Here is a 25,018-nt window from a genome sequence, read left to right as displayed (position 1 = left end):
TGTCTTCAATCGATCGGAGTCGACGGTGACCGCCGTCGAGACCGTCGTCGAGACCGCCGTACCGGCCGTTCCCGCGCGCGGTCTCCGGACGCCCGCGCTGGCCCGGCAACTCGTCGTACTCACCCGCCCCGGCCACGCGGTCAAGAACCTGCTGGCCGTACCGCTGGCGCTGCTCGACACACCACTGTGGAGCGCGTCGGCGGTGCTGCGTACCGGCTGGGCCGTGCTGGTGTTCACGGTCGCCGCCTCGACGATCTACGTCGTCAACGACATCGTGGACCGCCGGCTGGACCGCACCCACCCGGTCAAGCGGTACCGTCCGGTCGCCGCCGGACTCGTCCCGGTCCCGCTGGCCTGGCTGCTCGCGGTCGGACTGGCCGGGCTGCTGCTCGGGATGGTGCTGCTCGGCCCGGCCCTGTCCTGGTGGCCACTGGTCGGCTACCTCGGACTCAGCATCGCCTACAGCCGGTGGCTCAAACACCTGCCGATGCTGGACATCTGCGTGGTCGCCGCCGGCTTCGTGCTGCGGGTCCTCCAAGGGTACGCGGCCACCGGGGCGGCACCGTCGGGACTGCTGCTCACCGCCGTCTTCGCCGGCTGCCTGGTGCTGATCCTCGGCAAGCGGCGGCACGAACTGGCCACCGCCGGTACGGCGCACCGGCCGGCGCTGGCCGGCTACAACGTGCTGCTCGCCGACCACCTGCTGGGGCTGAACACGGCGCTGGCCAGCACCACCTTCCTGCTCTACCTGAACACCGACGCGCCGCTCGGGCCCTGGCGCCCCGCCACCCTCGCCGTGGTGGTGCCGCTCGGCCTGCTCGCCGCGTTCCGCTATCTCCAGGCGGTACTGGTCCGGCAGTCCGGCGGGGATCCGATCCGGGCCCTGCTGCGCGACCGGATGATCGTGGCCAGTGCCGTCCTGATCACCACCACGCTGACCCTGGCGGAACTCGGTGCCCGCTATCCCGCCCTGCTGACTTGGATGGATCGATGAACACACCGCTCGTCTCGGTGATCGTGCCGAACTACAACTATGCGAGGGCGCTCGGACTGTGCCTCGGCTCGGTGCGGGCGCAGACCTACCCGCACCTGGAACTGATCGTGGTCGACGACTGCTCCACCGACGACTCGGTCGCGGTCGCCGAGTCGTACGGTGCGCGGGTGCTGCGTACCCCGACCAACTCCGGACCGGCGGCGGCCCGGAACCTGGGCGCGGCGCAGGCGCAGGGCGAGATCCTGTTCTTCCTCGACTCGGACGTCGCCGCCAAGCCGGACGCGGTGGCCAACGCGGTCGAGCTGCTCACGGCCGACCCGGAGATCGGGGCGATCTGCGGCAACTACGACCCGGTGCCCCTGGTCCGGGACAGCCTGCTGGAGGAGTACCGCTGCCTCCAGCAGTCGTACTGGCTGATCGCGGACGAGGGCCGGATCTTCACCCTCTACACCGCACTGCTGGCGGTCCCGGCCCGGGTCTTCGCCGAGATCGGGCCGTTCAACCCGCGACTGCGGGAGACCGAGAACGCGGACTACGGGATGCGGCTGGCGCAGCGGTACCAGATCTGGCTCTCCCCCCGGGTGCGCGGCGTGCACGACCACGACGCCGACCTCGGCGTGCTGGTCCGCAAGGTCTTCACCCGCACCGCGTTGCACATCCCGATGTACGCCCGCAAGCCGGAGTTTCCCGGCGGGCTGAGCAGCGGGCCGCGCGCCTGGGTCAGCGTGGCCGCCCTGCTGACCGTGTTGACCGTGGCGCTGCCGGTGCTGTTCGGCCTGGCGTTCCTGGTGGTGCCGCTGGCCGTCCTCGCCGCCTGCCTCGCCGGCGACCTGCCGATGTACCGGTTCGTCCGCCGGGAACGCGGCGTGTTGTTCCTGGGCTACTTCGTCGCGATGCACTTCTTCCTTAACCTGGTGATCGCGGTCGCCGCCATCTCCGGGGTGACCGCCTGGCTCGCCTCGGGCCGGTTCCGTGGCCTCTACGACCGGCCGGAGGTGGCCACCCGATGACGGTGAACGGTGCCCGACCGGGCGACGGCCCGCTCGTTTCGGTGATCGTGCCGAACTACAACTACGCCGAGTCGCTCGACCTGTGCCTGCGGTCGATCCTGGACCAGACGTACCCGAACATCGAGATCCTGATGGTCGACGACTGCTCGACCGACCAGTCGGTGGCGGTGGCCGAGGCGCTCGGCGTCCGGGTGGTCAGCACCGGACGCAACGGCGGCTGCGGCCGGGCCCGCAACATCGGCGCCGCGCACACCACCGGCGAGCTGATCTGCTACGTCGACTCCGACCTGGTGCTGGCGCCGGACGCGGTGGCGAACGCGGTACGGCTGATCCTCGGCGACTCCCGGATCGGGGCGGTCTGCGGGATCGAGGATCCCGAGCCGCTGCTGCACGACACGGCGGTGGCCCGCTATCGTGGCCTGCAATATCACTACTGGTCGATCAGCTCGGAAGGTGACGTGTCGTTCCTGTTCCCGGCGGTCTGCGTGCTGCGCCGGCACGTCTTCGAGGAGATCGGCCCGTTCAACCCGGAGCTGCGGCACACCGAGGAGGTCGACTACGGCTACCGGCTGAGCCGGCGCTACCGCCTGGTGCTCACCTCGCTGGTCCGGGGCCGGCACGACCACGACCACGCGCTGCGCGGGCTGCTGCGCAAGCTGTTCCACCGGGGCCGGCTACGGATTCCGCTGTACGCCCGGGCCCGCCGCTTCGGCCAGGGCTTCGAGACCGCCGCCAGGGCCTGGGGCAGCCTCGCCGCGTTCGGGGTGTTGCCGGCGCTGGCGGTGCCGCTGCTGCTCGGCCCGTGGGGGCTGCTCGCCCCGGCCGCCCTGCTGACCGCCTCGCTCGCCTGCGACGCCGGCATGTACGGCTTCGTCCGCCGCCGGCACGGCGTACCCTTCCTGGTCTTCTTCGCCGGGCTGCACTTCCTGGTCAACGTCACCATCACCGCCGGGGTCGCCACCGGTGCGGTGCAGTGGCTCGCCTCCGGCCCGTTCCGCCGGCTCTACGACGCCTCGTTCCCGGTCGACCCGACCCCGCTGCGGGGTCCGGCGTGACGGTCGCCGCCCCCGGCAGCGACGGACTGCTGCCCGCCCGCTCGGCCGCCGACAGCCCCCCGAGGGTCGACACCGCACGGGCCGTCGACACCGCATCGACCGGCGTCACCCCGTCGCTCGACGCGGCGGGAGCCGGTGCGGCGGCGATCGAGGGTGTGCGGGCGGGCCGGCGGCGGCGCGGGTGGCGGTGGTGGCTCTACACCGCCCTGGTCGCCGCCGGCGGGCTGTGGCTGGCGTTCACGGTGGCCCACCTGGTGCTCAGTGGACAGTGGTGGCTGTGGCTGGCGGTGGACGCGATCCCGCCGCCGGCCTTCCTCGTCGTGCCGGTGGTGCTGGCCGTGGGCGCTTCGCCGTGTCGCCGGTCGCGCGGGCCGGTGGCGATGCTCGCCGCCGCCGCGCTGCTGCTCGGCGGGCCGCTGTCCGGGCTGAACCTGCGCGGGCTGGCCGGCGGCGACGGTCCGGCCCCGCCCGACGCGGTCCGGATCTTCAGTTGGAACCCCGGCTACTGGGACGAGGGCGGCCAGACCGACGGAATGTACGCGCAGCTCCGGGCCGCCGACGCCGACGTCTACCTGCTCCAGGAGTACTGGTACGAGCACTCGGCCGGGCCGGGCGAGGCGGAGTTGGCCCGGCTGCGTACCGAGTTTCCGGGGTTCGAGGTCGCGGTGGCCGGCGAGCTGGTGACGCTGTCCCGACATCCGATCCTGCGCCGGCTGCCGCTGGACGCCCCGGACATGCCGCCGCCGAAGTGGGGTTCGGCGGACCACTGGCGGTACAAGGTGCTCCGTACCGACCTGGACGTGGGGGCGGGACGGGTGCTGTCGGTGTACAACCTGCACATGCCGGTGCAGTTGGTGCCGGACCACAGCCCGCTGGGCGGCGAGTTCTACCGGGTGATCCGGGAGCAGCACACGCTGCGGGAGCCGCAGTGGCGGGCGCTGGCCCGGGACGTGGCGGCGAACCCGCATCCGATGCTGGTCGCCGGTGACCTGAACACCAGCCCGGCAATGGGCGACCTGGCGAAGGTGCCGGACCGGCTCCGGGACGCCAGCTACGCGTCGTCGGCGCGCTATCCGGCGACCTGGTCGGACAGTTCCGGCTGGCCCCGCTGGTGGCGGTTGGACTGGGCCTTCGTCTCGGCTGCCGTCCGGGTGCACTCCTACGGGTTCGGCGGCCCGACTGGCGGGGTCTCCGACCACCGGGCCCAGCAGCTGGTGATCTCGCTGCGGTAGCCGGGCGGAGGCGGCCAGAACCGGGAGAAGGCGTCGTGCGGGTCGCCCGCGCTCGTCTGCGGGTGGTGGAGAGCCGGCGGGACCTTCGCCGCGCCGGATCTCCATCCGTCACGGGTTCTCGCCGCCCGCTGTCAGCGCCGCGTCCTGTGCGGGCGCGGTCGCGGCAGCGGTGGGCGCCGTCGCGGCAGCGGTGGGCGCCGTCGCGGCAGCGGTGAGCGCCGGTCTGGTAGCGACCGGTGCCGGCCGGTGCAGTTCCAGCGCCACGACCTGTCGGGCGGAGAGTGCGAGCAGCGGATGGGCACCGACGCCGACCAGTTCGTCGAAGCCCTCGGCCAGCAGCGCCCGGCGTTCCGGATCGGTCAGCTCGGCCGCACCGACCACGGCGGCCCGGTCCCGGACGAACTCGGACCGGAAGCCCGGGTTCACGATGATCTGGTGCAGTAGGCGGTTCAGCGCGAAACTGCTCGGCTCCGGGAACCGGTACCAGCGGTAGTCGGTCTGGGTGAAGACGTGACCGCCGTAGCGCGGCACGGTCGGCTCCGGCGCCGGAGCGGCCGGGGCTACCGGCGGGACCAGTTGCACCACGCCGTGCCCGTGGTGGGAGAGCGCCTGGTAGGAGAGCATCGACGCGGGCAGTTCGCCGGTGATGCCGAGCATCACGAACCAGGTGAGCAACTCCCCCTCCCCCACCTCGTCGAGCTGTACCGGCGTCAGGTCCAGTAGTTCCTGCCAGCGGCCGGCGCCCACCTCCTGCAACACCCACTCGTCGAAGGAGAGCTGCGGGTCGTGGTAGCGGGCGGTGCCGGGGAAGTGCGACATCCCGCCGCTGGCGAGTACGGCGACCCGCTCGGGGCGGGACGCCAGGACGTCGGCGATCGCCCGACCCAGCGCGTAGCAGCGGCGCGGGCTCGGCAGCGGCGGCAGGTAGACGTTGACCAGCAGCGGCACCACCGGGATCGGGCGATCCTGGAGGACGTACTGGAACGGGGTGAGGAAGGCGTGCCCGAGGATGCCCTCCTGGGAGAATGTCATGTCGAAGTCCCGGGCGACCAGTCCGTTGAGCAGGTCCACCGCGAGGTCGGTGTGCACCGGCACCTTCCGGTGCACCCGTCCGGCGTAGTCCGCCTCGGCGTGCTCGCCGACGAAGACGGTGAAGGTCGGTGCCGCGCCGAGCCAGAACGTCTCCAGGTGGTCCAGGCCGATCACCAGCAGGACGTCCGGCGACGTCTCGTCGAGTACCCGGCCCAGCCGGTGCAGCGCGTCGGTGCCCCGGTCGAGCTTCTCCAGCTCCTCGTTCTGCGGCCGGCTGATCAGTTGCGGCGCGTGGACGGCGGCAGCCGCCGCGACGATCTCAGCCATGCCGGCTCCCCGATGTGCTCATGTCACGGTCCTTCCTGTCGGCTCTTCCCGTCGGCCTCGGCCGCGTGCGGGGCGCCGGTCGCGGTCGGGGTGGCGTGGTGGCCCTCGGGGTGCGCGTCCAGCCAGTCCCACATCGCGACCGGGTCCGGGTCCTGGTGCCGGGCACCGCAGAAGCAGGTACCGGTCAGGTCGGTCGAGCCGGGCGTCCAGGTGGCGGAGAACTCCTCCACCACCGGCCCGTCCGACGTGCCGGCGCCCGGCCCGTTCCTCATCGCAGCAGCCCTCCCCCGTCGTACACCACCGTCTGGCCGGTCGGCAGTACGGCGTCGTCGGAGACCAGGTACGCGACCAGTCCGGCGAACCCCTCCGGGGTCACGTACTCCCGGATCGCCTGCTGCCGCATCGTTCGCTCGAACACCTCGGGTCCGGAGTGCCGGGCGGTACCGGGTGTCTCCACCTCGGCCGGTACGGCCGCGTTGACCGTGATCCGGTGTTCGCCGAGTTCCCGGGCGAGTACCCGGGTCGTCCCCACCAGCGCGCCCTTGCTGGCCACGTACGCGAGCTGGCCGGGGCTGCCGGTGCAGAAGGTTCGGGAGGCGACGTTGACCGCCCGGCTGGTCTCTTCGACCGGCAGTACGTCGAGCCCGGCGACCAGGGCGCCCTCGTCGTACAGCCGGCGGGCGATGGCCCGGCCGAGCCCGCCGGCCGCCCCGGTCAGCACCGCGACCCGGCCCCGCAGCCGTTGCGCGCCGGTCATCGTCAGCCGGCCAACCGCAGCAGCGCCTCGGCCAGCGCCCGAGGTGCGGTGACCATCGCCTCGTGCCCGGTCGGCAGCTCGACCACCGGCCAGCCGCGCTCCCGGGCCCGCTCGGCGTACGGGGTGAAGACCCGCATCCAGTCGACGCACTCGACGAACGCGCCGGGCACCTCGTCGACGGCGGTACCGATCCGCAGTGGTTCGGTGTAGCTACGCCACGGGTGCGGGGTCAGTCGTGGGGTGAGCCAGGCCAGGTCGTCCGGCTCGGTGACGCCGAGCACCTGGAGCGAGCGGGGCGGGATCAGCCAGCCGTGCCCGGCACCGGCTATCGACTCCCGGTAGTGCCCGGCGACCTTCTCGGGCAGCAGGCCGATCCCGGACTCGCCGTCGAACGGCAGGAAGGCGTCGAGGTAGATCCGCCGGGACACCTTCGCCGGCCGGCGGTCCGCGACCCCGGTGACCACCAGTCCGGCGTAGCTGTGCCCGACCAGTACCACCTCGCCGTCGGCGTCGGTCTCCGCGTCGACGCACCGGACCACGTCCTCGATGTGCGTCTCCAGACCGACCAGCGGGCTGACCAGGTGTGCCCGGTCGCCGACCCCGGTCAGCGTCGGCGTCAGCACCTCGTGCCCGGCCGCCCGCAGCAGCGGGGTGACCCGGCGCCAGCACCAGCCGCCGTGCCAGGCACCGTGCACCAGCACGAAGGTGCTCACGCGGCGCTCCCGACCAGGTTGCCTGCCATCGTCGTCCTCTCCCGTCTCGTCCCAGCTCGCCGTGCTGCCTCGACCGTCCACTGTCAACCGCCGGCCAACCGCCGTCGGCCGGATACCTATCGCCGGACGTCTACCGCCGGACCGCCAGCGGTGGACGCCTACCACTGGGCGCCTGCCGTCTGACGCCTACCGGGTCGCCGGTACCGGGCCGGCTGTCGTCTTCTCCGCCGCCTCGGCGGCCAGCATCTTCTGGAGCACCCGCCGGCCGCGCAGCGCGGCGAGGTCGGAACGGATGCTCGACTCGACCACCCGGCGCCGCTCGGTGGCGTACATGACCTCCTGGACCTCCAGCGCCTGCACGTCCTCGGCCATCACCGAGAGCTGCTGCTCGTGCTGAAAGGTGGTGAGCTGCTCGTCGTCGGTCGCGTAGTCCCGGGCCAGCGCGTAGAAGTCGTGGCACTCGTTCTCGGTGGCCGGCGTCATTCCATAGAGAACCTTCATGTGGAAGCCCTCCGGCTCCTCGGTCCCGGTGGCGGCCAGCCGGATGTTGAGTACGAAGATGCCCGGCGGGTGGAACTCGCCGTCCTGCCAGCGGTCGACCGGCCCGGTCAGCCCCATCGACTTCTCGTAGAACGGCGGCGCCTGCACCCCGGTCATTCGGCGCTGGAAGTAGACCTTCGGCCCGGCGGTGGTGACCTCGATCGGGGTGGCGGCCACCGCCGCGTTGCCGATCGTCGACGGATGCAGGAACGTCTCGTGCGACAGGTCGAGCAGGTTCTCCACCAGCAGCAGGTGCCGGGCCTTCAACGGCAGTACGCCCCTGACGTGTGTCCAGTTCGGATCGGTCAGCCAGGAGGTGTCCGGAAGCTGCGACTCGTCCGCCCGGTCCGGGTCGCCGGGCCAGATCCAGACGATGCCGTCCCGTTCGAGCAGTCGGAACCGGCGGGTCGCGGCCCGGGGCTTGTCCTGCTGCTCGGCGACGCCGACGCAGGCACCGGTGCCGTCGAACCGGTACCCGTGGTAGTTGCACTCCAGCACGTCGCCGTCGAGCCGGCCGAGGGAGAGCGGGAACTTCCGGTGCGGGCAGCGGTCCTCCAGGGCGACCGGGGTGCCGTCGCCCAGCCGGTACAGGCAGACCGGGTTACCGGCGATCCACCGCTGGGTCAGCGTCCGCCCGACCTCGTCGGACCAGGCGGCCAGGTACCAGCCGTTCTGCACGTGTGGCATCAGATCTCCTTGAGAGTCACCGAGGCACGCCGGGCCGGGTCCGGGCGCCCCCACTTCGCCGACGGCATCGCGCGGGCCACGGGCTCAGAGGTCGCGGACGAGCCGGTCGCCACGGGCTCGGGAGAAGCTGATCATCCGGGCCGCCGCCGGGGCGGCGCTGCCGGTCCCATCGCCAACGCAGTCCCTCCGTGGCTGGTAGGGGAGGCTGCCTCCCCCGGTGCAGCCGAGACTAGGTCGGCCGAACGGGCCGGGGCTTCACGCGAATGACGGCACCCGACGGACACTCTGTAGCGGTCCGGCTACGTCATCCGTCGCGTCCAGCGTCATCCGGCAGGGTCCGGCACCATTCGGCACGGTCCGGCGTCAACGGGGCATGGTCCGGCGTCAGTCGGCCCCGGGCGGCGTCATCCGTCGCGTCCGGCGTCAGTCGGCCCCGGGTGGCGGTACGAGTCCCTCCCGGATCGCGACCAGCGCTGCCTGGGTCCGCGACGCCAGGTTCAGCTTGCTGAGTACGTGGCTGACATGGGTACGCGCGGTCCGCTCGCTGATCACCAACTGCTCGGCGATCTGCTGGTTCGACCGGCCCTGGGCGACAAGCGCGAGGATGTCCCGTTCCCGTGGGGTGAGCGCGGAGAGTCCGACGTCCCGGGAGACCATCTGCCGGGTCAGCCGGCGGGTCACCGCCGCATCGAGGTGCACCTCGCCCCGGGCGGCGGCGAAGATGGCCTGCACGACCTCCTCCGGCTCGGCGTCCTTGAGCAGGTAGCCGGCGGCGCCCGCCTGCAACGCCGTCTGCACCCGCTCCACCTCGCCGAAGCTGGTCAGCACGACCACCCGGACCTCCGGATGGCGGCGGGCGATCTCCCGGGTCGCCGCGATCCCGTCCATCCGGGGCATCACCAGGTCCATCAGCACCACCTCGGGCGGCCGGTGCTCGGTGGTCAGCCGGGCGATCCGGTCCAACGCCTCCTGCCCGTCGCCGGCCTCGGCGATCACGTCGATCCCGTCGACCACTTCGAGGTAGGCGCGCAGGCCACGGCGGACCACCGTGTGGTCGTCCACCACGAGTACGCCGATCCGGGCATCACGGTCGGTCAAGCCGGCTCCTCTGCTCAGGGTGGTCGGTCCCCGGCCCGGCACCGGCCAGCAGTCGGGGGAAGACGGCCCGGACCTGGTACCCGCCGCCGGGCAGCCGGCCGGCGTGCAGCGATCCGCCCCAGCGCTGGGCGCGTTCCCGCATCGACAGCAGGCCGAGGCCGAGGGTGTGGTTGCCGTACCGGCCGTCTCCGGGCCCGTCGTCCTGGACGTCGAGTTCGAGCCCCTCGCCGGTCGGCCCGACACGCCGCAGCCGGACCCGGGCGGTGTCCGCGCGGGCGTGCTTCACCACGTTGTTCAGCGTCTCCTGGACGATCCGGTAGAGGTCCTCCTGCGCCTCGGTCGGTACGTCCTCCAGCGACTCCGGCAGCTCGATCCTGATCCGCATCCCGGTACGCGCCTCGGTCGAGCGTACGTGCATCCGGAGCACTTCGAGCAGACCGGCGTCGACCAGTTCGGCCGGACGCAGCTCGAAGATCAGGTCACGGAGGTCCGCCAGCGCCGTCCGGGACAACGTGATCAGCTCGTCGGCGATCGGTCCGAGATCGCCGACGGACTCCGGTGCCCGCTGGGCGATCCGGGCCCGCAGCGCGGTGGACTGCATCCGCATCGAGAAGACCCGCTGCACCACCGAGTCGTGCAGGTCCCGGGCGAGGCGCTGGCGCTCCTCCCGGCGTACCTCGGCACGGGAGGCGGCGAGCAGTCCGGCGTAGTCGACCGCCATCGCGGCCTGGTCGGCGATGGCGGCCAGGAACTCCAGTTCGGCCGGGCCCGGATCCTCGCCCGGGGTGAAGAAGGCGTTCAGCACGCCGACGCAGGAGTCCCGAGCCGACAGGGGCATACTGACGAAGCTGTCCCAGTCGACCGCGCCCATGATGTCGTGCAGCGGTTCCCAGGCGGGATCCGACATGATGTCCGGCTTGCGGTGCAGTACGACGATCGGGGTGCACCGCACGGCGGCTTCGAGCATCTTGAGTTCGGCGCCCCGGCGGCGGCACTCGGCGAGCTTCTCGCTGAAGTTCTCGACGTCGAAGAATCCGGCCTCGCCCATCATCCGCAGTTCCCGCTCGTCGCCGTGCAGGGTGAGGATCTGCACGGCGGCCAGCCCGGTGGACTCGAAGACGGCCCGGGCCAACGCGTCGAGGGTGGCGCTGAGCCGGCCCGCGTCCGCGACGCTCGACGCGGCCCGGGCCACTGCGGCCAGCCGCCGCTGCTGACGGCGCGTCTCGGTCAGGTCCGTGATCGACACGAGTACCCGCCGGACCCCGTCCACCCGCACCCACCCGGCCCGGTACTGCACGACCCGCCGCACGCCGGAGCCGTCAAGGTTGACCGAGGCGTCAAGGTTGGCCGAGGCGTCCAGGCTGACCGAGGCGTCCAGGCTGACCGAGGCGTCGTGCTGGCCGGACGCCCGCCCGGCCAGCGCCTCGGCGAGCGACACAACCGGGCCGCCGTCGTTGAGCGGGGGCAGTTCGGCCGGCCATGCCCGCCCGAGTAGTGCCGACGCCGGTTCACCGAACAGGTCGGCGGCGCCGGGACTGAGCCACACCAGCCGGTGCCGCTCGTCCAGCAGCGCCAGGCCGCCGGCCACGACCTGCCCGACGGCGTGCAGCAGTGCGAGTTCCGGCCCGGGGGTGATATCCCCGGGCCGGGCTCGCGGAAGCGCCGTCGTCATGGTCCGTTCCCTGCCCCGCCGGCCGGCGACTGCCGCGCTGACCAGCGATAACGTCGTTCGATCAGGATATGGCGACCGTCAAGTGCCGACCGCCGACGGAGCTGACCGGCCGTTCGGGGTGGTGTCCTGGGTCAGCGGTCCGACCTCGCGGGCGTAAACGTCGGGCCAGCCACAGCCGACGGCCGGGACGGGCGGCGAGCGGCAGCGCTGCCTGATCTACTCGGGCCGGCCGGTGCGGCAGCACTGCCTGGTCCACCCGTGCCGGCAGGTGCGGCAGCGGTGTCCGGTGGCAGGTCGGTGCCGAGGTAGGCGCCGTTCTCGACCAGCCGCTTCTGCAAGGTCGCCACGTCGACGTCGCGCAGCGCCACCCCGGCGGAGAGGGCGAGGTCGGCGGCGGTGCCGGCGGCCTGGCCCATCGCGAAGCACGGGCCGGTGACCCGGGCCGAGGACTGGCCCCGCTGGGTCATCGACGCGCACCGGCCGGCCACGAAGAGGTTCTGCACCACCTGCGGCAGCATCATCCGGTACGGAAGCTGGTTGAACCCGCGCGAGGCGAGGTCGGCGCGGGGGAACCGGAACTCGACGTCCCCGGCGACGTGTGCCTCCACCGGCCAGCCGTTCACTCCGATGGTGTCCGGGAAGTCGACGCAGTCCAGGATGTCGTCCTCGGTGAGCTGGTACGGCCCGATGATCCGTCGGGTCTCCCGGATGCCGATCTGGGGCGAGAGGTCGACGACGTACGAGTCCTCGAAGCCCGGGGTGTGGTCCCGGATGAAGGCGAACGCGTCGCGTACCTGCCGGCGGCCCTGGATCTCGCCGTGGGTCAGCCCGTCCACGTCGGTGCCGTCCACCGCGCTGCCGTCCGGGTTGCTCAACTGGGTGAGGTTGGCCCGCCACTCCAGCGGGTTGCGCTGTGGCCGGACGATCGGCTTCTTGCGCGGAAAGGTGTGCGTACCGGCCCGTTCCGCCTCGTCCATCAGCCGGGCCACGGTCTTCCACGCCTCGCCGGCCCGGTCGGGTCCACCCCGTTGATCCGGAACATCAGCGACGGGTAGAGCAGTTTCGGCGACACCTCGTACGGCGCACCGGACCAGGCCGCCAGGTCACCGTCGCCGGTGGCGTCGACGAAGACCCGGCCCCGGACGGCGCTGCGCCCCGACTTCGACTCGACGATCACCGCGTCGATCTCGGTCGGGCTGGCCATCGAGACGCCTACCGCCATCGCGTGGAAGAGCAGCCTGCCGCCGCCGGCCAGCACCAGGTCGTCGGCGGCCATCTTGTACGCCGAGATGTCGAACGCCTGCGCCATGATCCGGTCGGCGACCGACAGGTGCGGTGCGTTCAGCCCGTCCATCCGTTCCAGCCGGTCCAGCAGTTCGTCGGCGAGTCCCCTGATCACCCGACGGTGCTCGCCGCGCACCCGGGCGTGCAGCCCGCAGAACGTGCTCAGCCCGCCCATCGTGCCGGCGCCACCGAGGAAGCCGTACCGCTCCAGCAGGATCGTCGACCGGCCGGTACGCGCCGACGCGGCGGCGGCCATCAGTCCGGCCGGTCCGCCGCCGACGACCACCACGTCGTACTCGCCACGTACCGGGATGGTGCGTTCCGGTTCGCGGATCCGGGAGTTGCGGGATGCCATGGATCGCCTTTCGCACGGTCGGTGGTCGCCCCGGTGGCCGGTCGGCTTGACCGCGGTCAGTGAACCTTTTTCAACCTCCCCTTGCGGTTCGACCGACCGCGAGGTCAGACGCGGAGCGTGAGCCGCGCGCGGTTCAGGTTGAAAAAGGTTCAGTGGTCGGCGGGCAGTTCGACCCGACCGACGTGGTAGCCGGTGCCTTCCAGGGCGCTGCCCAGGATGGCCTCCATCACCGGTGCCGGGACCAGGCACTCCGCGCAGGCGTTCTCGGTGGCGGCGACCCGGAAGGTCACCGCGCCGTCGGGGTCCAACTCCCAGGCGGCGGCGTAGCCGTCCCGGGCGAGTACGGTCACGATGTCGGCGAACGCGGCGTCCAGGGCCGGGTCCGGGGCCTGCTGCTCGGTGGTCATCGCCTCTCCTTCGGCTCCTGCACTGCGACGGTGGCCGGGTGGCCACCGCGTGGTCCGGGCGTGTCGGCGACCGCCGAGACGCCCGCGTCGGCGGCACCGGCGACGACGACCACAACCGGGTCCGGGGAGTTGACCACCCGGTGCCGGGCCTCGATCACCGACCGCCGCGACGGCGAGGTCACACTCCTGCACGATCCGCTCGACCCGGGTCTGTTCGACGGGCGTACCGAAATGGGCTCGGTATAGCGGACTACCCCCATACGCCGTATCCGCGTCGGAGTTGCCCGCCGGGTTTGTGCAGCAGGACGGCCGCATTCGGCTCGGTATTGTTCGGCAGACCGAGAGTACGGCCACGTATTGTTTCCGGTCGGGATGCCGGAGTGGTGTTCGCCGTCAGTTCGCCAGCACCGATCGGACGGACGAGTGGTTCGAATGCCATCGTGGTGACGATCCTCCCCGATTCGGTGGTGCCGCCAACCGTCCTGTCCCGTGGGTTAGAAAATATGGAAACCGGCGGACCGGGTCGATACGCAAATGACGGCTCGTGCCGGCCGGCCGGGACGGGTCGGGCTACGTCATTTGACGCAGCCGGCCGCCCGACCGACTACTCCGGGCCGGAGCCGGCTGCCGGCGCTGCCGACGCCTTCCGCTCCTGCGGATGTACCGCCAGCGGCTCGATCTCGATCTCCAGCCAGGGGAACATCGGCAGCGAGGAGAGCGCGTCGTGCAGCACGGTGACGTCCTCGGCCTCGTACAGCCCGATCGCGTGCTGGGTGCCCGGCACCCGCCACAGCCGGCGCAGGATGCCCGCCTCCCGCAACCGCTGCGCGACCTGACGCTCGCGCGGGCGCAACTCCTCGCGGAGCCGTCGGGACTCCTCGTCCGCCGGCATCCGGTTGAACTGCCGTACCAGGAACTCCATTCGGCCGTGGCCTCCTCGGTGCGGCCAGGTCGCCGGCCGGCCGCGACGGTCCGCGACCGGCCGGCGCCCAGGCAGGGGTATTCGAAAGGTGCTGGTCAGCGCCGTAGGGCTCAGGAGGGCCCGGTGGCGCCGGGATCGGTCTCCAGAGCGGCACCGTCCGCCGTACCCTCGGCGTCGACGTAGCGGACGCCGAGCCGGTCCAGCAGTGGGCGGAGGTTGTACATGTCCAGCCCGAGTACGCCGTCGGCGAGTTGGCGGCGCTTCTCCTCCTCCTTGGCCTCCCGTTCGGCTCCGGCGGCGGCCACCTCGCGGGCCCGCTCTCGCGGCACGACCAGGGCGCCGTCGTCGTCGGCCACGATCACGTCGCCGGGTCGCACGTAGGCGCCGCCGAGCACGATCGGGACGTTGACCGAGCCGGGGCTCGCCTTCACGGTGCCCTGTGCGGAAACCGCCCGGGACCAGACCGGGAAGCCCATCTCGGTCAGTGCGGCCACGTCGCGGCAGCCCGCGTCGATGACCAGGCCGAGCACGCCCCGGGCCCGCAGCGAGGTGGCCAGCAGTTCGCCGAAAGCACCGTCGGTGCTGGTCGAGGTGAAGGCGACCACGAGTACGTCGCCGGGCCGGGTCTGCTCGACCGCCGCGTGGATCATCAGGTTGTCGCCCGGCTGGGCGGACACCGTGACCGCCCGACCGGCGATCCGGGCACCGGGGTAGATCGGTCGGAGCAGCGGTCCGAGCAGTCCGGTGCGGCCCTGCGCCTCGTGCACCGTCGACACGCCCTGCGCGGCGAGCTGCGCGACCGCGTCGGCCGGGGGTGCGGCGTCGGTGCGGACGATGACGTGACCGGTCACAGCAGTTCGTCCCCGACGACCGGGAAGACCCGCTGGTACGCCTCGGCGTGGCTGATCGACTTGGCCCCGCCGTTGCGGACCGCCTGCACCCCGCGCCGTACCCCGAGGTCGGTGTAGTACGCGACCAGGTGCCCCTGGGCGCCCATGATCCGCATTGCCTCGACCTTGCGCTCGAAGACCGGGCTGATGTCCAGCAGCAGGTTCGGTACGAAGCCGCACTGCTCGGGCTGGTGCGGCTCGAACTGGAGTACGTTCGGTGCGCCGATCGGCTGGCTGTCCCGGTCGTGTCCGGCCGCCTGGGCCACCATCCTGGACCGGAGCACGATCTCGTGGGTCAGCGAGTGGTCGAGGTTGTACGGGTCCTTGGCCGGATGGGTGATGATCACGGCCGGGTTCACCCGGCGGATGGTCGTGACGACGCTGTCGTAGAGCTCGTCGGTCGCCCGCAGCGGGTAGTCGCCCACGTCGAGGAACTCGATGTCGGCGCCGAGCACCTTCGCCGCGCGACCGGCCTCGTCCCGCCTCGCCTCCTTGACCCGGTCGAGGGTCATCCCGGGCTGCTTCCACAGCCCCTGCGACTCCCCCTTCTCTCCGAAGGTGAGGCAGAGCACGTGCACCTGCTGGCCTCGGGAGGCGCTGAGTGCGATGGCGCCACCCGCACGCCAGACGAAATCGGCGGCGTGTGCGCTTACCACAAGGACCGGACCCGGCCCGATCGGAGACGCTGTCATCGACAATCCTTTCCGCGCGGTTCCGCCAGTGCGGCATGGCGTCGCGGGCGGAAGCCGCCATGTTTGTCGGAGGCAGACCGATCATAGGTGCGGGCAACACTATTGCCAATAAGATTGTGAACAATCTTGGCGACACGCGGGCGTACCGAAAGATGGCGGGAGGCCGCCCCGGCCGAGTGCCGCCGGATACGTCCGGGAACGTTATCCGAATTGGCCGCACCGACGGCCGGGACGGCACGGAGTCGCCGCCCGGCTACCGTCCGACGCGGTTCGGGATACCGATACCGTCCGTCGTTCCGGCGCCGTTCGGGGTTCCGCCGTCACTCGCTGTCCCTGCGCCGTTCGGGGTTCCGCCGCCGCTGGCGGTCCCGGTGCCGTTCGGCGTTCCGGTGCCGCTGGCGGACTCCGTGCCGCTCGGCGTTGCGGTGCCGCCGTCGGCGGTCGAGGCCGCGAACGGGATCTCGGTGGCCGGTGCCGGCGCCTCGCCGGACGGGTGCCGCCACAGCCCGCGCCGGCGCAGGATCGGCAGCACCCCCTCGCCGACCCAGTACGCCTCCTCCAGGTGCGGATGTCCGGAGAGGATGAACTCGGTGATGCCGAGGGCGTGGTACTCGGCGATCCGGTCGGCGACCTCGGTGTGGCTGCCGACCAGTGCCGTACCCGCGCCGCCGCGCACCAGCCCGACTCCGGCCCAGAGGTTCGGCGAGACCTCGAGCCGGTCCCGGGAACCGCCGTGCAGTTCCAGCATCCGGCGCTGTCCCTCGGACTCGCTGCGCCCCAGGCCGGCCTGCACCGCCGCGACGTCGGCGTCGGCGATGCCGTCGAGCAGCCGCTGCGCCTGTGCCCAGGCCGCCTCGGCGGTGTCCCGGGCGATGACGTGCAGCCGGATCCCGAACCGGAGTTCCCGGCCCGCGTCGGCGGCCAGCCCTCGGATCCAGGCCAGTTTCTCGGCCACCTGTGCCGGCGGTTCGCCCCAGGTCAGGTACACGTCGCTGTGCCGTACCGCCACCGGGCCGGCGGCCTTGGAGGAGCCGCCGAAGTAGATCGGCGGCGCCGGGTCGGGCAGCCGGTTCAACCGGGCCTGCTCCACCCGCAGGTGCTCCCCCGCGTGGCTGACCGTCTCGCCCCGCCACAATGCGCGTACGACGTGCAGGAATTCGTCGGCACGGGCGTACCGGGCGTCCTTGTCGAGGAAGTCGCCGTAGCCGCGCTGCTCGTGCGACTCCCCGCCGGTGACGACGTTGAGCAGGAGCCGCCCGTGGGAGAGACGCTGGAAGGTGGAGGCCATCTGGGCGGCCAGCGTCGGCGAGGTCAGCCCGGGGCGGAACGCGACGAGGAACTTCAGCCGCTCGGTGACCTCGGTGAGCATCGCGGTGGCCAGCCAGGCGTCCTCGCACCAGGCGCCGGTCGGGGTGAGCGCGCCGACGAAACCGAGCTGTTCGGCGGTGCGGGCGATCTGCCCGAGGTACGCCACGGTGGCCGGCCGGGCGCCTCCGGCGGTACCCGGTGGCAGGCCGTGCCCGCCGCCGACGATGTCCCGACTGTCGCCATAGGTCGGCAGGAACCAGTGGAAGGTGAGCGTCATGGTGTTCCTCCGGTGAGGATGCGCCCGGGGCGCGGTGGAACGAATGGGCGTCGGGCGGAGAGCGGGTGGTCGCCGGGGCGAACCGTCCGCCGTCCGATCTCCGGCCCCGACACTCTATCCATAAATCCTATCGGTTTAGTAGGCTAAGCTGCGGTGGTCCCGGGCCGGCGACGTACCCCTGTCGCGTCCGGCCGCCCTCCCTCGGCCGGCACCGGCGCCCGCCGTCCATCCCGACTGCACCTCGACCGCGGCCCGCCCGTGCCCGCCATACCCCCGACTCGAGCCGACCGCCGGCACGCCGTGCCCGCCCTGCCCACCGACCTCGCCGGCCGGACTCCACCCCTTCAGGAGCATCCCGATGTACCAGCGCACCCCTGCTCCCGCCCATCGTCACCGGTCCGCCGACGACGGCCACCGCCGTCCGCCCGGCCATAGCCGCACCGGGCGGCGACCCCGTAGCCTGCTCGCCGCCCTGCTCGCCGTGGCCCTGACCGCGACCGGGGCACTCGCCGGCTGCGGCGAGGACGACAGTGCGGGCGCCGACTCCGGCAAGCTGCTCGTCGGCTACCAGCGCTTCGGCGGTCTGAGCCTGGTGAAGGCCCGTGGCGAGGCCCCGGACGCCACCTGGTCGCTGTTCGAGAGCGGCCCGGCACTGACCGAGGCGCTCAAGGCCGGCGCGATCGACATCGGCCAGGTCGGCGAGGCACCGCCGGTCTTCGCCGCCGCCGGGAAAATCAAGTTCCGAATCATCGGTACGTCGGAGCCGGTGCCCCAGGGCGAGGCGGTGCTGGTCAAGGAGGCCAAGGGTTTCCGCAGCTTCGCCGACCTGAAGGGCAGGACGGTGGCCCTCAACAAGGGGTCGAACGTCAACTGGCTGCTGGTCAAGCTCCTGGAAGCGCACCAGATGACGCTCGCCGACATCAACGTGAAGTACCTGAAGCCGGCCGAGGCCCGACCGGCTTTCGACAACGACCAGGTCGACGCGTGGATCATCTGGGACCCGTACTTCGCGCTGGCCGAGCAGCCCGGGGTGAAGATTCTGGCCGACGCCACCGGACTGGCCAGCAACCGCGAGTACATCCTGGTCTCTCCCGAGGCACTGGAACGCAAGCCCGACCAGATCCGCGAGTTCCTGAAGACGTACCGGACGGTCACCGACTGGGGCATCGCCAACCCGGCGGAGCGGACGAAGATCCTGGCTCCCGAGCTGAAGATCGACGAGCCGACCACCGCCCGTGCCCTGGCCCGCAGCGCCAAGCCGCTCGCCCCGGTGACCCCCGAGATCGGCGCCGAACTCCAGGCGATCGCGGACGGCTTCACGAAACTGGAACTGATCCCCGAGCGGGTCGAGATCGCACCGCTGGTGGACGACCGGTTCGGCGAGGTGTTCCGGTGACCGACACCCTGGTCGAGACAGCCCGAGGGGCACCGGCCGCCGCGCCGGACACCCGCCGATCCGGCGGTCGGACCCGGTCGGCGCGACGCTGGCGACGGGCCGTCACCCCGGTCGCGCTGCTGGTGCTCTGGCAGGCGGCGGCCCAGACCGGACTGCTGCCGCCGGAGAAGCTTCCCGCGCCGATTGCGGTGGCCCAGACCGGCTGGCGGCTCGCCCGGGACGGCACGCTCGGGGTACACCTGCTCGACTCGCTCACCCGGGCCGGGATAGGGCTGGCCATCGGCGGCATCCTGGCGCTGGTACTCGGTGCCACGGCGGGTCTGCTCCGACTCGGCGACGACCTCGTCGACCCGCCGGTGCAGATGGCCCGGATGCTGCCGCACCTCGGGCTGGTGCCGTTGCTGATCATCTGGGTGGGCATCGGCGAGTCGCTGAAGATCAGCCTCGTGGCGCTCGGCGCGTTCTTCCCGATCTACTTCAACACGTACGCCGGCATCCGGGACATCGACGAACGCCTCGTCGAGGCGGCCCGTACCTGCGGACTCGGCCAGCTCGCCCGGATCCGGCACGTCGTACTGCCCGGTGCGCTGCCGTCGCTCTTCCTCGGGCTGCGGCTGGCCCTCGGCGCCGCCTGGCTGAGCCTGGTGGTCGGCGAGCAGGTGAACGCGCAGACCGGGATCGGCTTCCTGATGATGGAGGCGCGTGAGTTCAGCCAGACCGACGTGGTGCTGCTCGGCCTGCTCGTCTACGCACTCCTCGGGCTGCTGTCCGACCTGGCGATCCGGTTCCTGGAAGGGAGGACCCTGACGTGGCGACGCGGACTACAGGCGGTCTGAGCACCGCCACCCGACCGGTCGTCACCGCGCGGAACGTACGCCGCTCGTTCGGCGCGGCGGTGGTACTCGACGGCGTCGACCTCGCCATCGTGCCGGGCGAGGTGGTGGCACTGCTCGGCGGCAGCGGCTCCGGCAAGAGCACTCTGCTGCGCATCCTGGCCGGTCTCGATCCCGAGGCCACCGGGGAGATCACCCGAGCGGGCAGTCAGGCCGTGGTCTTCCAGGAACACCGGTTGCTGCCCTGGAAGCGGGTGGCCGGCAACGTCTCGCTCGGGGTGCCGGGCCCCGGCGTACGGCAGCGGGTCGCCGCCGCGCTCGCCGAGGTCGGGCTCGCCGAACGGGACCGGGCCTGGCCCGCCGAACTCTCCGGCGGTCAGGCCCAACGGGTCGCGTTCGCCCGGGCACTGGTCCGCGAGCCGGCGCTGATGCTGCTCGACGAGCCGTTCGGCGCCCTCGACGCGCTCACCCGACTGAAGATGCAGACCCTGTTCGGCCGGCTGCACGCCGAGCACGGGTTCGCCGCGCTGCTGGTCACCCACGACGTGGACGAGGCACTGCTGCTGGCCGACCGCACCCTCGTACTCGACAGTGGACGGATCGTGGAGGACGCCGAGGTGCCGCTTCCCCGGCCACGTGCCGTCGACCATCCCGGCTTCGGGCCACTTCGCCGGCACCTGCTCGACAGGCTGGGCGTACGCCCGGACCAGGACGGGGCGGCCGGCACCTGATCGGGCGGCCCGGCCGCAGGACGCGGCTGGGCCCCCGTACGGCGCGGCTGTCGGAGGTCTCGCCGAGGATCCCGCCGCCGGCCACCAAGGGCTCGCGGTGTCAGGTCCGGACGGGCAGGGTCGCGGCGTAGGCGTTCGCCAGACCCGGGTCGCCCAGGGTGGACTCGAGCACCGCCAGCCCGGGGCGCACCTCGGCCCCGAGTTCGGCGAGCAGGCCACGCAGGTGCCGCTCGGACTGGGCGGCCTGCTCCGTGGTGGCGCCCACGGTGACCGGTACCGCGACCACTCCGGTGAGGGCCTGGTGCGGCAGGCGGTCGAGGAAGACCTTCAGGATCCCGGTGTAGCTGCCCTTGTAGGTCGGGGTGGCCACCACCAGGACCCGGGCGGCCCGTGCCGTGGCCACGCCCTCCGACACGCCGGGGTCGTCCGGCACGAGCAGGTCCGGTCCGTACTCCGCCAGGTCGACGACGACGGGTGGCGCGGCGTGCTCACGACGGGCGATCGCCTCGCCGACCGAGGCGGCGAGCCCTCGGGTACGCGACCCGGGGCGCGGATTGCCGGAGATGACGACTATCTCGCTCACGTATGCTCCTCCGCCCGGCGCCGACGTTCGGCGCCCTCGTTCCGGCGACCGCCTCCGGCTCTGCACCCGTCCCGGCCGTCCACTGTAGCCACGGCTGCCGCGCGCCACGATCCCGAAGGGATCGAGGGAGGTCGCGGCGCGCAGATCCGAGTAAATCCTATCTACCCGATAGGTTAAAGGGGTACCCGTCGGTATCATGGATCACCGGACCACGGGGAGGACCAGATGACGCGGCGCACCGGGGATGCGGAGCCGGAATCCGAGCCGCCCCCGCCGGTGACGGCCGATCACCTCCGTACCCTGCTCCGGCACCAGGCCGCAACCGTGACCGTCATCACCGCCCCCGGACGACCGCCGGCCGGTTTCACCGCCACCTCGTTCACCTCGGTGTCACTGCGGCCACCACTGGTCTCGTTCTGCCTCGACCAGGGATCGTCGAGCCGACCGACCCTCGAGGCCGCCGAGCACGTCGCCGTGCACCTGCTGGGCCGGGACCAGGCGGAACTGGCCCGGACCTTCGCCACCAGCGGGATCGACCGGTTCGCGGCGCCGACCTCCTGGCAGCCCGGCCCGCACGGAGTTCCGTTGCTCGACGGCGCGCTGGCCTGGCTGGTGTGCCGGGTGGTCGAACGGATCACCGCCGGAGATCACCTGATCATGATCGCCGAGCCGGTGGCCACCCGGTACGTCGAAGGCGAGCCGCTGATCTACCACAACGGCCGGTACGCCCACCTGCACTGACCACCGCCACCTCGGCCGTGTCATGCGTTACCTCGACGCGGTCATGCCGGCAGGGTTGTCATGCCGGCGGAGTTGTCGTGCCAGCGGCGTTGTCATGCTCACAGGGGTGTCATGCCGGCGGCGGGGCGGGCTGATCGGGCAGGGCGGCGGTGACGTCGAGTTCGATCAACTGTCCCGGGTAGCCGAGCTGGACCACCCCGAGCAGGGTGCTGGCGGTGGTGAACGCCGGAGCCAGCGGAGATGCCCGGAAACGCCGCCACACCTCGGCGAGTACCGCCCGGTCGGCACTGACGACGTAGATCACCGTACGGACCACGTGCTCGGGGCCGGCACCGACCGAACCGAGCGCGACCACGGTGTTCGCCGCCACCTGTTCCACCTGCGCGCCGAAGTCCCCCGGACCGACCAGGTCACCCGTACCGTCCAGCGGACACTGCCCCGCCAGATACGCCGTACGACCAGCCGAGACGACCGTGACGTGATGGTAACCCGGAGTGACATGCAGACCGTCCGGGCTGCTGCGGGAGATCATCATGGCCCCGATTCTCCGGGCGAACCGTCCCCGGGCGGCGCGGGGTATGCCGCTGTGCGTGATCCACCGCCGCCGTGTACAGTAATGCCCCGTGCGGCGCTACAGGCGGCCAACGGACGAGATCATCGTCCGGGTTACCGGCGAGCGACGCAATGCAGGTCCGGGTGGCGGAATGGCAGACGCGCTAGCTTGAGGTGCTAGTGCCCGTATAGGGCGTGGGGGTTCAAGTCCCCCCTCGGACACGTAGAGTTACCCCACAGTAATCAGCGTCGGGCTTAGCCTCGACGCTGATTTTGTTTTGACCGGGGTCGTAGGTGAGGGCGAGCCGTAGCTCGCGGTAGACGTTGTTCTTGTCCTTACTGTCGGCGTCTCGCAGCGTGTTGCGGATGTCGTCGAAGCTGCCGACGAGCCGTCGGATGTCGTCCTCGGCGAGGCGACGGGGAGCCGGTTCTCGTCCTGCTTTCTCGCGTCGGGCGAGGGCGGCTGCGCGTTGGGCGTTGACCTCGGCCATCCAGGCGGCGACGGTGGCGGGATCGCCTCCGGCGTCGGCGATGGCGCGTTACTGGACGAGTTTGGCGTCGCAAGCGGCAATGATCTTGTTCACGGTAGCGATCTCCGGCGCGACGGTGCTGGGTCCGGCCTCGGGTTGGGCGGCGTGGAGCCGGCGGATCGTATCTGTCAGCCGGTGCGGGGGGGGGGCGAACGCCTTGAGGAGCCAGTTGTCGAGGGCGGGGACGATGTCTCGTTCCGCGACATAGACGTTGCGGGGGTGCTGGACGTGGTTGGCGAGGGCGTACTCGTTGGGGTACCGGCACCGGTAGTAAGCGGCCCCATGTGCCTGGTGGCTCTGCATCTTGCGTCCGCACAGTCCGCAGAGCATGAGTCCGCGAAGGACGTAGTGGCGGCGCGCCCTTCGTTGCTGGGTACCGGTGCGGCCTCGGCCGCTGGCGGGACTGTCCAATTAAGCGTGTAAGGTCCTGGTCTATCTGTTGATGTTGATGCGGTCGCCGAACTGGATGGCGAACGCGTTGAGGGTGGCTTTCCAGCCGTTGGAGCGGGTGACGCCGACTGCGCCGTCGGGTCGGGTCATGGTGCGGATGGTGAGGAACAGGGTCTTCAGTGCGGCTTGTTCGGTGGGGAACGCGCCTCGGTTGCGGGTGGCTTTGCGGAGTCGGGCGTTCAGCGATTCGATCATGTTGGTGGTGTAGATGACCCGACGGACTGGTTCGGGGTAGGCCAGGAACGGTGTGAACTCGGTCCAGGCGTTACGACACAGCCGGACGATCGCCGGATACCGTCGGCCGAGGACGCTGTCTTCGAGGGCGTCGAGTGCGTCGGCGGCGGCTTGCACGGTGGGTGCGGTGTAGATCGGTTCAGTCCGGCGTTGACCAGGGCGATGTTCCGCTTCGACGCGTACCGCATCGACCCGCGGATCAGGTGGACGACGCATGTTTGGACGATCGCTTCGGGCCAGACGGCGGTGACCGCCTGCGGTAGGCGGGGCAGCCCGTCGCAGCAGGCGCAGCAGACGTCGGTCACGCCCCGGTTACGTAGCTCGGCGAGGACTGCCATCCAGTACTTGGCGCCTTCGCCGTCCTTGCCGATCCACAGGCCGAGGACGTGCTTGGCGCCGGTGAAGTCGACTCCGACGACGACGTAGACGGGCCGGTTCGTGACGACTCCGTCGCGGATCTTGACCCACATGGCGTCGACGAACATGACGGCCCACACCGGTTCCAGGGCCCGGTTCTGCCACTGGCCGATCTCTGCGGCGACGGCGTCGGTGACCTTCGAGACCAGGTCGGGTGAGACGTCTACGCCGTAGAGTTCGTTGAGGTGGGCGCGGATGTCGCGGACGGTCATGCCGCGGGCGTAGAGGGAGACGATCGCGTCGTTGAGTCCGTCGAGCCGACGTTGCCGTTTCCGCACTGCCTGTGGTGTAAAGGTCCCGTTGCGGTCTCTGGGGACGGAGACCTCGACCGGTCCGATGTCGGTGAGTACGGTCTTGCGGCTGCGTCCGTTGCGGGAGTTGCCCGAGCCGACGCCGGCCCGGTCGCCGGGTTCGTAGCCGAGGTGGTCGGCCATCTCGGTGTCGAGGGCCCGTTCGAGGACCTTCTGCGTCAGCTGGGTCAACAACCCACCCGGGCCGACGAGCTGCCGGCCGGTCGAGTCGGCCTGAGCCAGCAGCCTGTTGACGACCTCATCGCTGGTGACATCGTCACCACTGGTGATGTCGGCTTCGGAAGATGATTGAGTCATTCTCACTTCGCACTTCGGGGTGGCGGAGTGTCTTTACTCCGCCACCCTGCCAGGACCAGGGCTTACACACTTCGTCTGACACACCCGAAATTGATTCGTGTTGGGCCTCGGACACGTACTGTTACCCACAGTAATCAGCGTCAGGCTTAGCCTCGACGCTGATTTTGTTTTGGCCGGGGTCGTAGGTGAGGACGAGCCGTAGCTCACGGTAGACGTCGCTTTTATCCGCGCTGTCGGCGTCGCGCAGGATGTTGCGGATGTCCTCGAAGCCGCCGACGAGGCGTCGGATGTCCTCCTCGGTGAGGCGGCGGGAAGCCGACCCTTGTGCCGCTTTGTCGCGTTCGACGATGGCGACGGCGCGTTGAGCGTTGACCTCGGCCATCCAGGCGGCGACGGTGGCGGGGTCACCTCCGGCATCGGCAATGGCCCGATACTGCACGAGTTTGGCGTCACACGCGGCAATGACCTTGTTCGCAGCGGCGATCTCCGGCGCGACGCTGCTGGTCCGGCTCCCGACTAGGCGGCGTGGAGCCGGTGGATCGTGTCGGTCAGCCGGTGTGGGGCGAACGCAAGTGGTCGCGGTGCGCTGGGGTGCCGGGTTGATACCGGCCTGTTCGAGGAGCTCCCAAACGTGGAGGCTGCGACCTCCGCACTCAGCACGAAAGGTTCGCTGGGGATGCGGCAATATCCT

At 71.3% G+C, this 25,018-nt stretch carries 28 protein-coding genes, 1 tRNA gene and 2 pseudogenes; 9 read left to right on the top strand and 22 right to left on the bottom strand.

The window, feature by feature from the left end; genetic code table 11:
* Positions 1-25 precede the first annotated feature (25 nt).
* Genes Pen02_RS09610 through Pen02_RS09595 form a run of 4 tightly spaced genes read left to right on the top strand, consistent with a single transcriptional unit; the run spans position 26 to position 4,291 of the window.
* A complete protein-coding gene (locus Pen02_RS09610) occupies positions 26-994 on the top strand; it encodes a UbiA prenyltransferase family protein (RefSeq protein ID WP_203865598.1) in 969 nt (322 codons plus the stop codon).
* Entirely contained in the window at positions 991-2,004 is a 1,014-nt protein-coding gene (locus Pen02_RS09605; RefSeq protein WP_203865597.1) for a glycosyltransferase family 2 protein, read from the top strand. Before Pen02_RS09610 ends, Pen02_RS09605 begins: the two co-directional genes overlap by 4 nt.
* Positions 2,001-3,059, top strand: a complete 1,059-nt coding sequence (locus tag Pen02_RS09600; protein WP_203865596.1) for a glycosyltransferase family 2 protein — start codon at positions 2,001-2,003, stop codon at positions 3,057-3,059. Before Pen02_RS09605 ends, Pen02_RS09600 begins: the two co-directional genes overlap by 4 nt.
* Positions 3,056-4,291: an endonuclease/exonuclease/phosphatase family protein gene (locus Pen02_RS09595; RefSeq protein ID WP_203865595.1), complete on the top strand. Its 1,236-nt coding sequence runs from the start codon at positions 3,056-3,058 to the stop codon at positions 4,289-4,291. The genes Pen02_RS09600 and Pen02_RS09595 overlap by 4 nt, the downstream gene beginning before the upstream one ends.
* Before the next feature lie 108 nt (positions 4,292-4,399).
* Here Pen02_RS09595 and Pen02_RS09590 read toward each other — a convergent pair whose 3' ends face one another.
* The 16 genes from Pen02_RS09590 to Pen02_RS09520 form a co-directional block, all read right to left on the bottom strand.
* Complete coding sequence (locus Pen02_RS09590; protein WP_203865594.1) at positions 4,400-5,650, bottom strand: DODA-type extradiol aromatic ring-opening family dioxygenase; 1,251 nt, start codon at positions 5,648-5,650, stop codon at positions 4,400-4,402.
* 23 nt (positions 5,651-5,673) lie between these two features.
* A complete protein-coding gene (locus tag Pen02_RS09585; RefSeq protein ID WP_203865593.1) occupies positions 5,674-5,922 on the bottom strand; it encodes a hypothetical protein in 249 nt (82 codons plus the stop codon).
* Complete coding sequence (locus Pen02_RS09580; RefSeq protein WP_203865592.1) at positions 5,919-6,407, bottom strand: SDR family NAD(P)-dependent oxidoreductase; 489 nt, start codon at positions 6,405-6,407, stop codon at positions 5,919-5,921. Before Pen02_RS09580 ends, Pen02_RS09585 begins: the two co-directional genes overlap by 4 nt.
* A 2-nt stretch (positions 6,408-6,409) precedes the next feature.
* A complete protein-coding gene (locus tag Pen02_RS09575; protein WP_203865591.1) occupies positions 6,410-7,120 on the bottom strand; it encodes an alpha/beta hydrolase family protein in 711 nt (236 codons plus the stop codon).
* A gap of 186 nt (positions 7,121-7,306) precedes the next feature.
* Complete coding sequence (locus Pen02_RS09570; protein WP_203865590.1) at positions 7,307-8,347, bottom strand: Rieske 2Fe-2S domain-containing protein; 1,041 nt, start codon at positions 8,345-8,347, stop codon at positions 7,307-7,309.
* Positions 8,348-8,770: 423 nt separating this feature from the next.
* On the bottom strand, positions 8,771-9,445 hold the full coding sequence (locus Pen02_RS09565; protein ID WP_239140357.1) for a response regulator: 675 nt from the start codon (positions 9,443-9,445) through the stop codon (positions 8,771-8,773).
* Positions 9,432-11,117, bottom strand: coding sequence for a sensor histidine kinase (locus tag Pen02_RS09560; protein ID WP_203865589.1), 1,686 nt, complete (start codon positions 11,115-11,117; stop codon positions 9,432-9,434). The genes Pen02_RS09565 and Pen02_RS09560 overlap by 14 nt, the downstream gene beginning before the upstream one ends.
* Before the next feature lie 131 nt (positions 11,118-11,248).
* Positions 11,249-12,106 carry an FAD-dependent oxidoreductase gene (locus Pen02_RS42500; RefSeq protein WP_203865588.1) on the bottom strand — a complete coding sequence of 286 codons (858 nt, stop codon included), beginning with the start codon at positions 12,104-12,106 and terminating at the stop codon, positions 11,249-11,251.
* Positions 12,094-12,756 (bottom strand): FAD-dependent oxidoreductase, encoded by a 663-nt coding sequence (locus Pen02_RS42495; RefSeq protein WP_203865587.1) that lies wholly within the window; start codon positions 12,754-12,756, stop codon positions 12,094-12,096. The genes Pen02_RS42500 and Pen02_RS42495 overlap by 13 nt, the downstream gene beginning before the upstream one ends.
* Positions 12,757-12,905: 149 nt before the next feature.
* A complete protein-coding gene (locus Pen02_RS09545) occupies positions 12,906-13,163 on the bottom strand; it encodes a hypothetical protein (protein WP_203865586.1) in 258 nt (85 codons plus the stop codon).
* Positions 13,160-13,345, bottom strand: a complete 186-nt coding sequence (locus Pen02_RS09540; protein WP_203865585.1) for a hypothetical protein — start codon at positions 13,343-13,345, stop codon at positions 13,160-13,162. The genes Pen02_RS09545 and Pen02_RS09540 overlap by 4 nt, the downstream gene beginning before the upstream one ends.
* 68 nt (positions 13,346-13,413) lie before the next feature.
* Positions 13,414-13,602, bottom strand: a complete 189-nt coding sequence (locus Pen02_RS43195) for a UGSC family (seleno)protein (RefSeq protein WP_443678476.1) — start codon at positions 13,600-13,602, stop codon at positions 13,414-13,416.
* Positions 13,603-13,767: 165 nt separating this feature from the next.
* Positions 13,768-14,085 (bottom strand): muconolactone Delta-isomerase, encoded by a 318-nt coding sequence (locus tag Pen02_RS09535; RefSeq protein WP_203865584.1) that lies wholly within the window; start codon positions 14,083-14,085, stop codon positions 13,768-13,770.
* Between the two features lie 110 nt (positions 14,086-14,195).
* The gene (locus tag Pen02_RS09530) at positions 14,196-14,936 is read right to left on the bottom strand and encodes a 4-carboxy-4-hydroxy-2-oxoadipate aldolase/oxaloacetate decarboxylase (RefSeq protein ID WP_203865583.1); all 741 of its coding nucleotides are present in this window, start codon (positions 14,934-14,936) and stop codon (positions 14,196-14,198) included.
* On the bottom strand, positions 14,933-15,667 hold the full coding sequence (locus Pen02_RS09525; RefSeq protein ID WP_203865582.1) for a PIG-L deacetylase family protein: 735 nt from the start codon (positions 15,665-15,667) through the stop codon (positions 14,933-14,935). Before Pen02_RS09525 ends, Pen02_RS09530 begins: the two co-directional genes overlap by 4 nt.
* Positions 15,668-15,920: 253 nt before the next feature.
* Positions 15,921-17,252, bottom strand: a complete 1,332-nt coding sequence (locus tag Pen02_RS09520; protein ID WP_203865581.1) for an LLM class flavin-dependent oxidoreductase — start codon at positions 17,250-17,252, stop codon at positions 15,921-15,923.
* Positions 17,253-17,610: 358 nt separating this feature from the next.
* On the opposite strand from Pen02_RS09520, the gene Pen02_RS09515 reads away from it, so the two are divergent.
* From Pen02_RS09515 to Pen02_RS09505, 3 genes are read left to right on the top strand one after another with little or no spacing between them, the layout of a single operon-like run.
* Complete coding sequence (locus tag Pen02_RS09515) at positions 17,611-18,648, top strand: aliphatic sulfonate ABC transporter substrate-binding protein (RefSeq protein WP_203865580.1); 1,038 nt, start codon at positions 17,611-17,613, stop codon at positions 18,646-18,648.
* Positions 18,645-19,484, top strand: a complete 840-nt coding sequence (locus Pen02_RS09510; RefSeq protein WP_203865579.1) for an ABC transporter permease — start codon at positions 18,645-18,647, stop codon at positions 19,482-19,484. Before Pen02_RS09515 ends, Pen02_RS09510 begins: the two co-directional genes overlap by 4 nt.
* Positions 19,457-20,212 (top strand): ABC transporter ATP-binding protein, encoded by a 756-nt coding sequence (locus Pen02_RS09505; RefSeq protein ID WP_203865578.1) that lies wholly within the window; start codon positions 19,457-19,459, stop codon positions 20,210-20,212. The genes Pen02_RS09510 and Pen02_RS09505 overlap by 28 nt, the downstream gene beginning before the upstream one ends.
* Before the next feature lie 100 nt (positions 20,213-20,312).
* On the opposite strand, the gene Pen02_RS09500 is transcribed toward Pen02_RS09505, so the two are convergent.
* On the bottom strand, positions 20,313-20,795 hold the full coding sequence (locus Pen02_RS09500) for an NADPH-dependent FMN reductase (RefSeq protein WP_275413564.1): 483 nt from the start codon (positions 20,793-20,795) through the stop codon (positions 20,313-20,315).
* A 225-nt stretch (positions 20,796-21,020) separates the two neighbouring features.
* Here Pen02_RS09500 and Pen02_RS09495 point away from each other — a divergent pair, with 225 nt between their 5' ends.
* Complete coding sequence (locus tag Pen02_RS09495) at positions 21,021-21,536, top strand: flavin reductase family protein (RefSeq protein ID WP_203865576.1); 516 nt, start codon at positions 21,021-21,023, stop codon at positions 21,534-21,536.
* 109 nt (positions 21,537-21,645) lie between these two features.
* On the opposite strand, the gene Pen02_RS09490 is transcribed toward Pen02_RS09495, so the two are convergent.
* Entirely contained in the window at positions 21,646-22,071 is a 426-nt protein-coding gene (locus tag Pen02_RS09490) for a RidA family protein (RefSeq protein WP_239140355.1), read from the bottom strand.
* Between the two features lie 155 nt (positions 22,072-22,226).
* Here Pen02_RS09490 and Pen02_RS09485 point away from each other — a divergent pair.
* Positions 22,227-22,310 (top strand) — tRNA-Leu (locus Pen02_RS09485).
* Here Pen02_RS09485 and Pen02_RS41655 read toward each other — a convergent pair.
* The 4 genes and pseudogenes from Pen02_RS41655 to Pen02_RS09470 all read right to left on the bottom strand — a co-directional run.
* Positions 22,292-22,579: a hypothetical protein gene (locus Pen02_RS41655; protein WP_239140353.1), complete on the bottom strand. Its 288-nt coding sequence runs from the start codon at positions 22,577-22,579 to the stop codon at positions 22,292-22,294. The genes Pen02_RS09485 and Pen02_RS41655 overlap by 19 nt on opposite strands.
* Before the next feature lie 48 nt (positions 22,580-22,627).
* Complete coding sequence (locus Pen02_RS41650) at positions 22,628-22,948, bottom strand: recombinase zinc ribbon domain-containing protein (protein ID WP_275413563.1); 321 nt, start codon at positions 22,946-22,948, stop codon at positions 22,628-22,630.
* 102 nt (positions 22,949-23,050) lie between these two features.
* Positions 23,051-24,327 (bottom strand): annotated as a pseudogene (locus Pen02_RS09475) (IS256 family transposase).
* A 121-nt stretch (positions 24,328-24,448) separates the two neighbouring features.
* Positions 24,449-25,018 (bottom strand): annotated as a pseudogene (locus tag Pen02_RS09470) (hypothetical protein); the annotation flags it as partial.

Origin of the sequence: Plantactinospora endophytica (assembly GCF_016862915.1) — a bacterium.
In the GTDB taxonomy this organism is placed as follows: domain Bacteria; phylum Actinomycetota; class Actinomycetes; order Mycobacteriales; family Micromonosporaceae; genus Plantactinospora; species Plantactinospora endophytica.
Note: the sequence above shows the minus strand (reverse complement) of the source record. Positions and strands in the feature narration are given on the sequence as shown.

Coding starts and splice junctions, on each gene's coding strand:
- Pen02_RS09605 (WP_203865597.1), top strand. CDS start 991: ATGAACACACCGCTCGTCTCGGTGATCGTGCCGAACTACAACTATGCG.
- Pen02_RS09600 (WP_203865596.1), top strand. CDS start 2,001: ATGACGGTGAACGGTGCCCGACCGGGCGACGGCCCGCTCGTTTCGGTG.
- Pen02_RS09590 (WP_203865594.1), bottom strand. CDS start 5,650: ATGGCTGAGATCGTCGCGGCGGCTGCCGCCGTCCACGCGCCGCAACTG.
- Pen02_RS09585 (WP_203865593.1), bottom strand. CDS start 5,922: ATGAGGAACGGGCCGGGCGCCGGCACGTCGGACGGGCCGGTGGTGGAG.
- Pen02_RS09580 (WP_203865592.1), bottom strand. CDS start 6,407: ATGACCGGCGCGCAACGGCTGCGGGGCCGGGTCGCGGTGCTGACCGGG.
- Pen02_RS09570 (WP_203865590.1), bottom strand. CDS start 8,347: ATGCCACACGTGCAGAACGGCTGGTACCTGGCCGCCTGGTCCGACGAG.
- Pen02_RS09560 (WP_203865589.1), bottom strand. CDS start 11,117: ATGACGACGGCGCTTCCGCGAGCCCGGCCCGGGGATATCACCCCCGGG.
- Pen02_RS42495 (WP_203865587.1), bottom strand. CDS start 12,756: ATGGCATCCCGCAACTCCCGGATCCGCGAACCGGAACGCACCATCCCG.
- Pen02_RS09545 (WP_203865586.1), bottom strand. CDS start 13,163: ATGACCACCGAGCAGCAGGCCCCGGACCCGGCCCTGGACGCCGCGTTC.
- Pen02_RS43195 (WP_443678476.1), bottom strand. CDS start 13,602: ATGGCATTCGAACCACTCGTCCGTCCGATCGGTGCTGGCGAACTGACG.
- Pen02_RS09535 (WP_203865584.1), bottom strand. CDS start 14,085: ATGGAGTTCCTGGTACGGCAGTTCAACCGGATGCCGGCGGACGAGGAG.
- Pen02_RS09525 (WP_203865582.1), bottom strand. CDS start 15,667: ATGACAGCGTCTCCGATCGGGCCGGGTCCGGTCCTTGTGGTAAGCGCA.
- Pen02_RS09520 (WP_203865581.1), bottom strand. CDS start 17,252: ATGACGCTCACCTTCCACTGGTTCCTGCCGACCTATGGCGACAGTCGG.
- Pen02_RS09515 (WP_203865580.1), top strand. CDS start 17,611: ATGTACCAGCGCACCCCTGCTCCCGCCCATCGTCACCGGTCCGCCGAC.
- Pen02_RS09495 (WP_203865576.1), top strand. CDS start 21,021: ATGACGCGGCGCACCGGGGATGCGGAGCCGGAATCCGAGCCGCCCCCG.
- Pen02_RS09490 (WP_239140355.1), bottom strand. CDS start 22,071: ATGATGATCTCCCGCAGCAGCCCGGACGGTCTGCATGTCACTCCGGGT.
- Pen02_RS41655 (WP_239140353.1), bottom strand. CDS start 22,579: ATGGCCGAGGTCAACGCCCAACGCGCAGCCGCCCTCGCCCGACGCGAG.
- Pen02_RS41650 (WP_275413563.1), bottom strand. CDS start 22,948: ATGCTCTGCGGACTGTGCGGACGCAAGATGCAGAGCCACCAGGCACAT.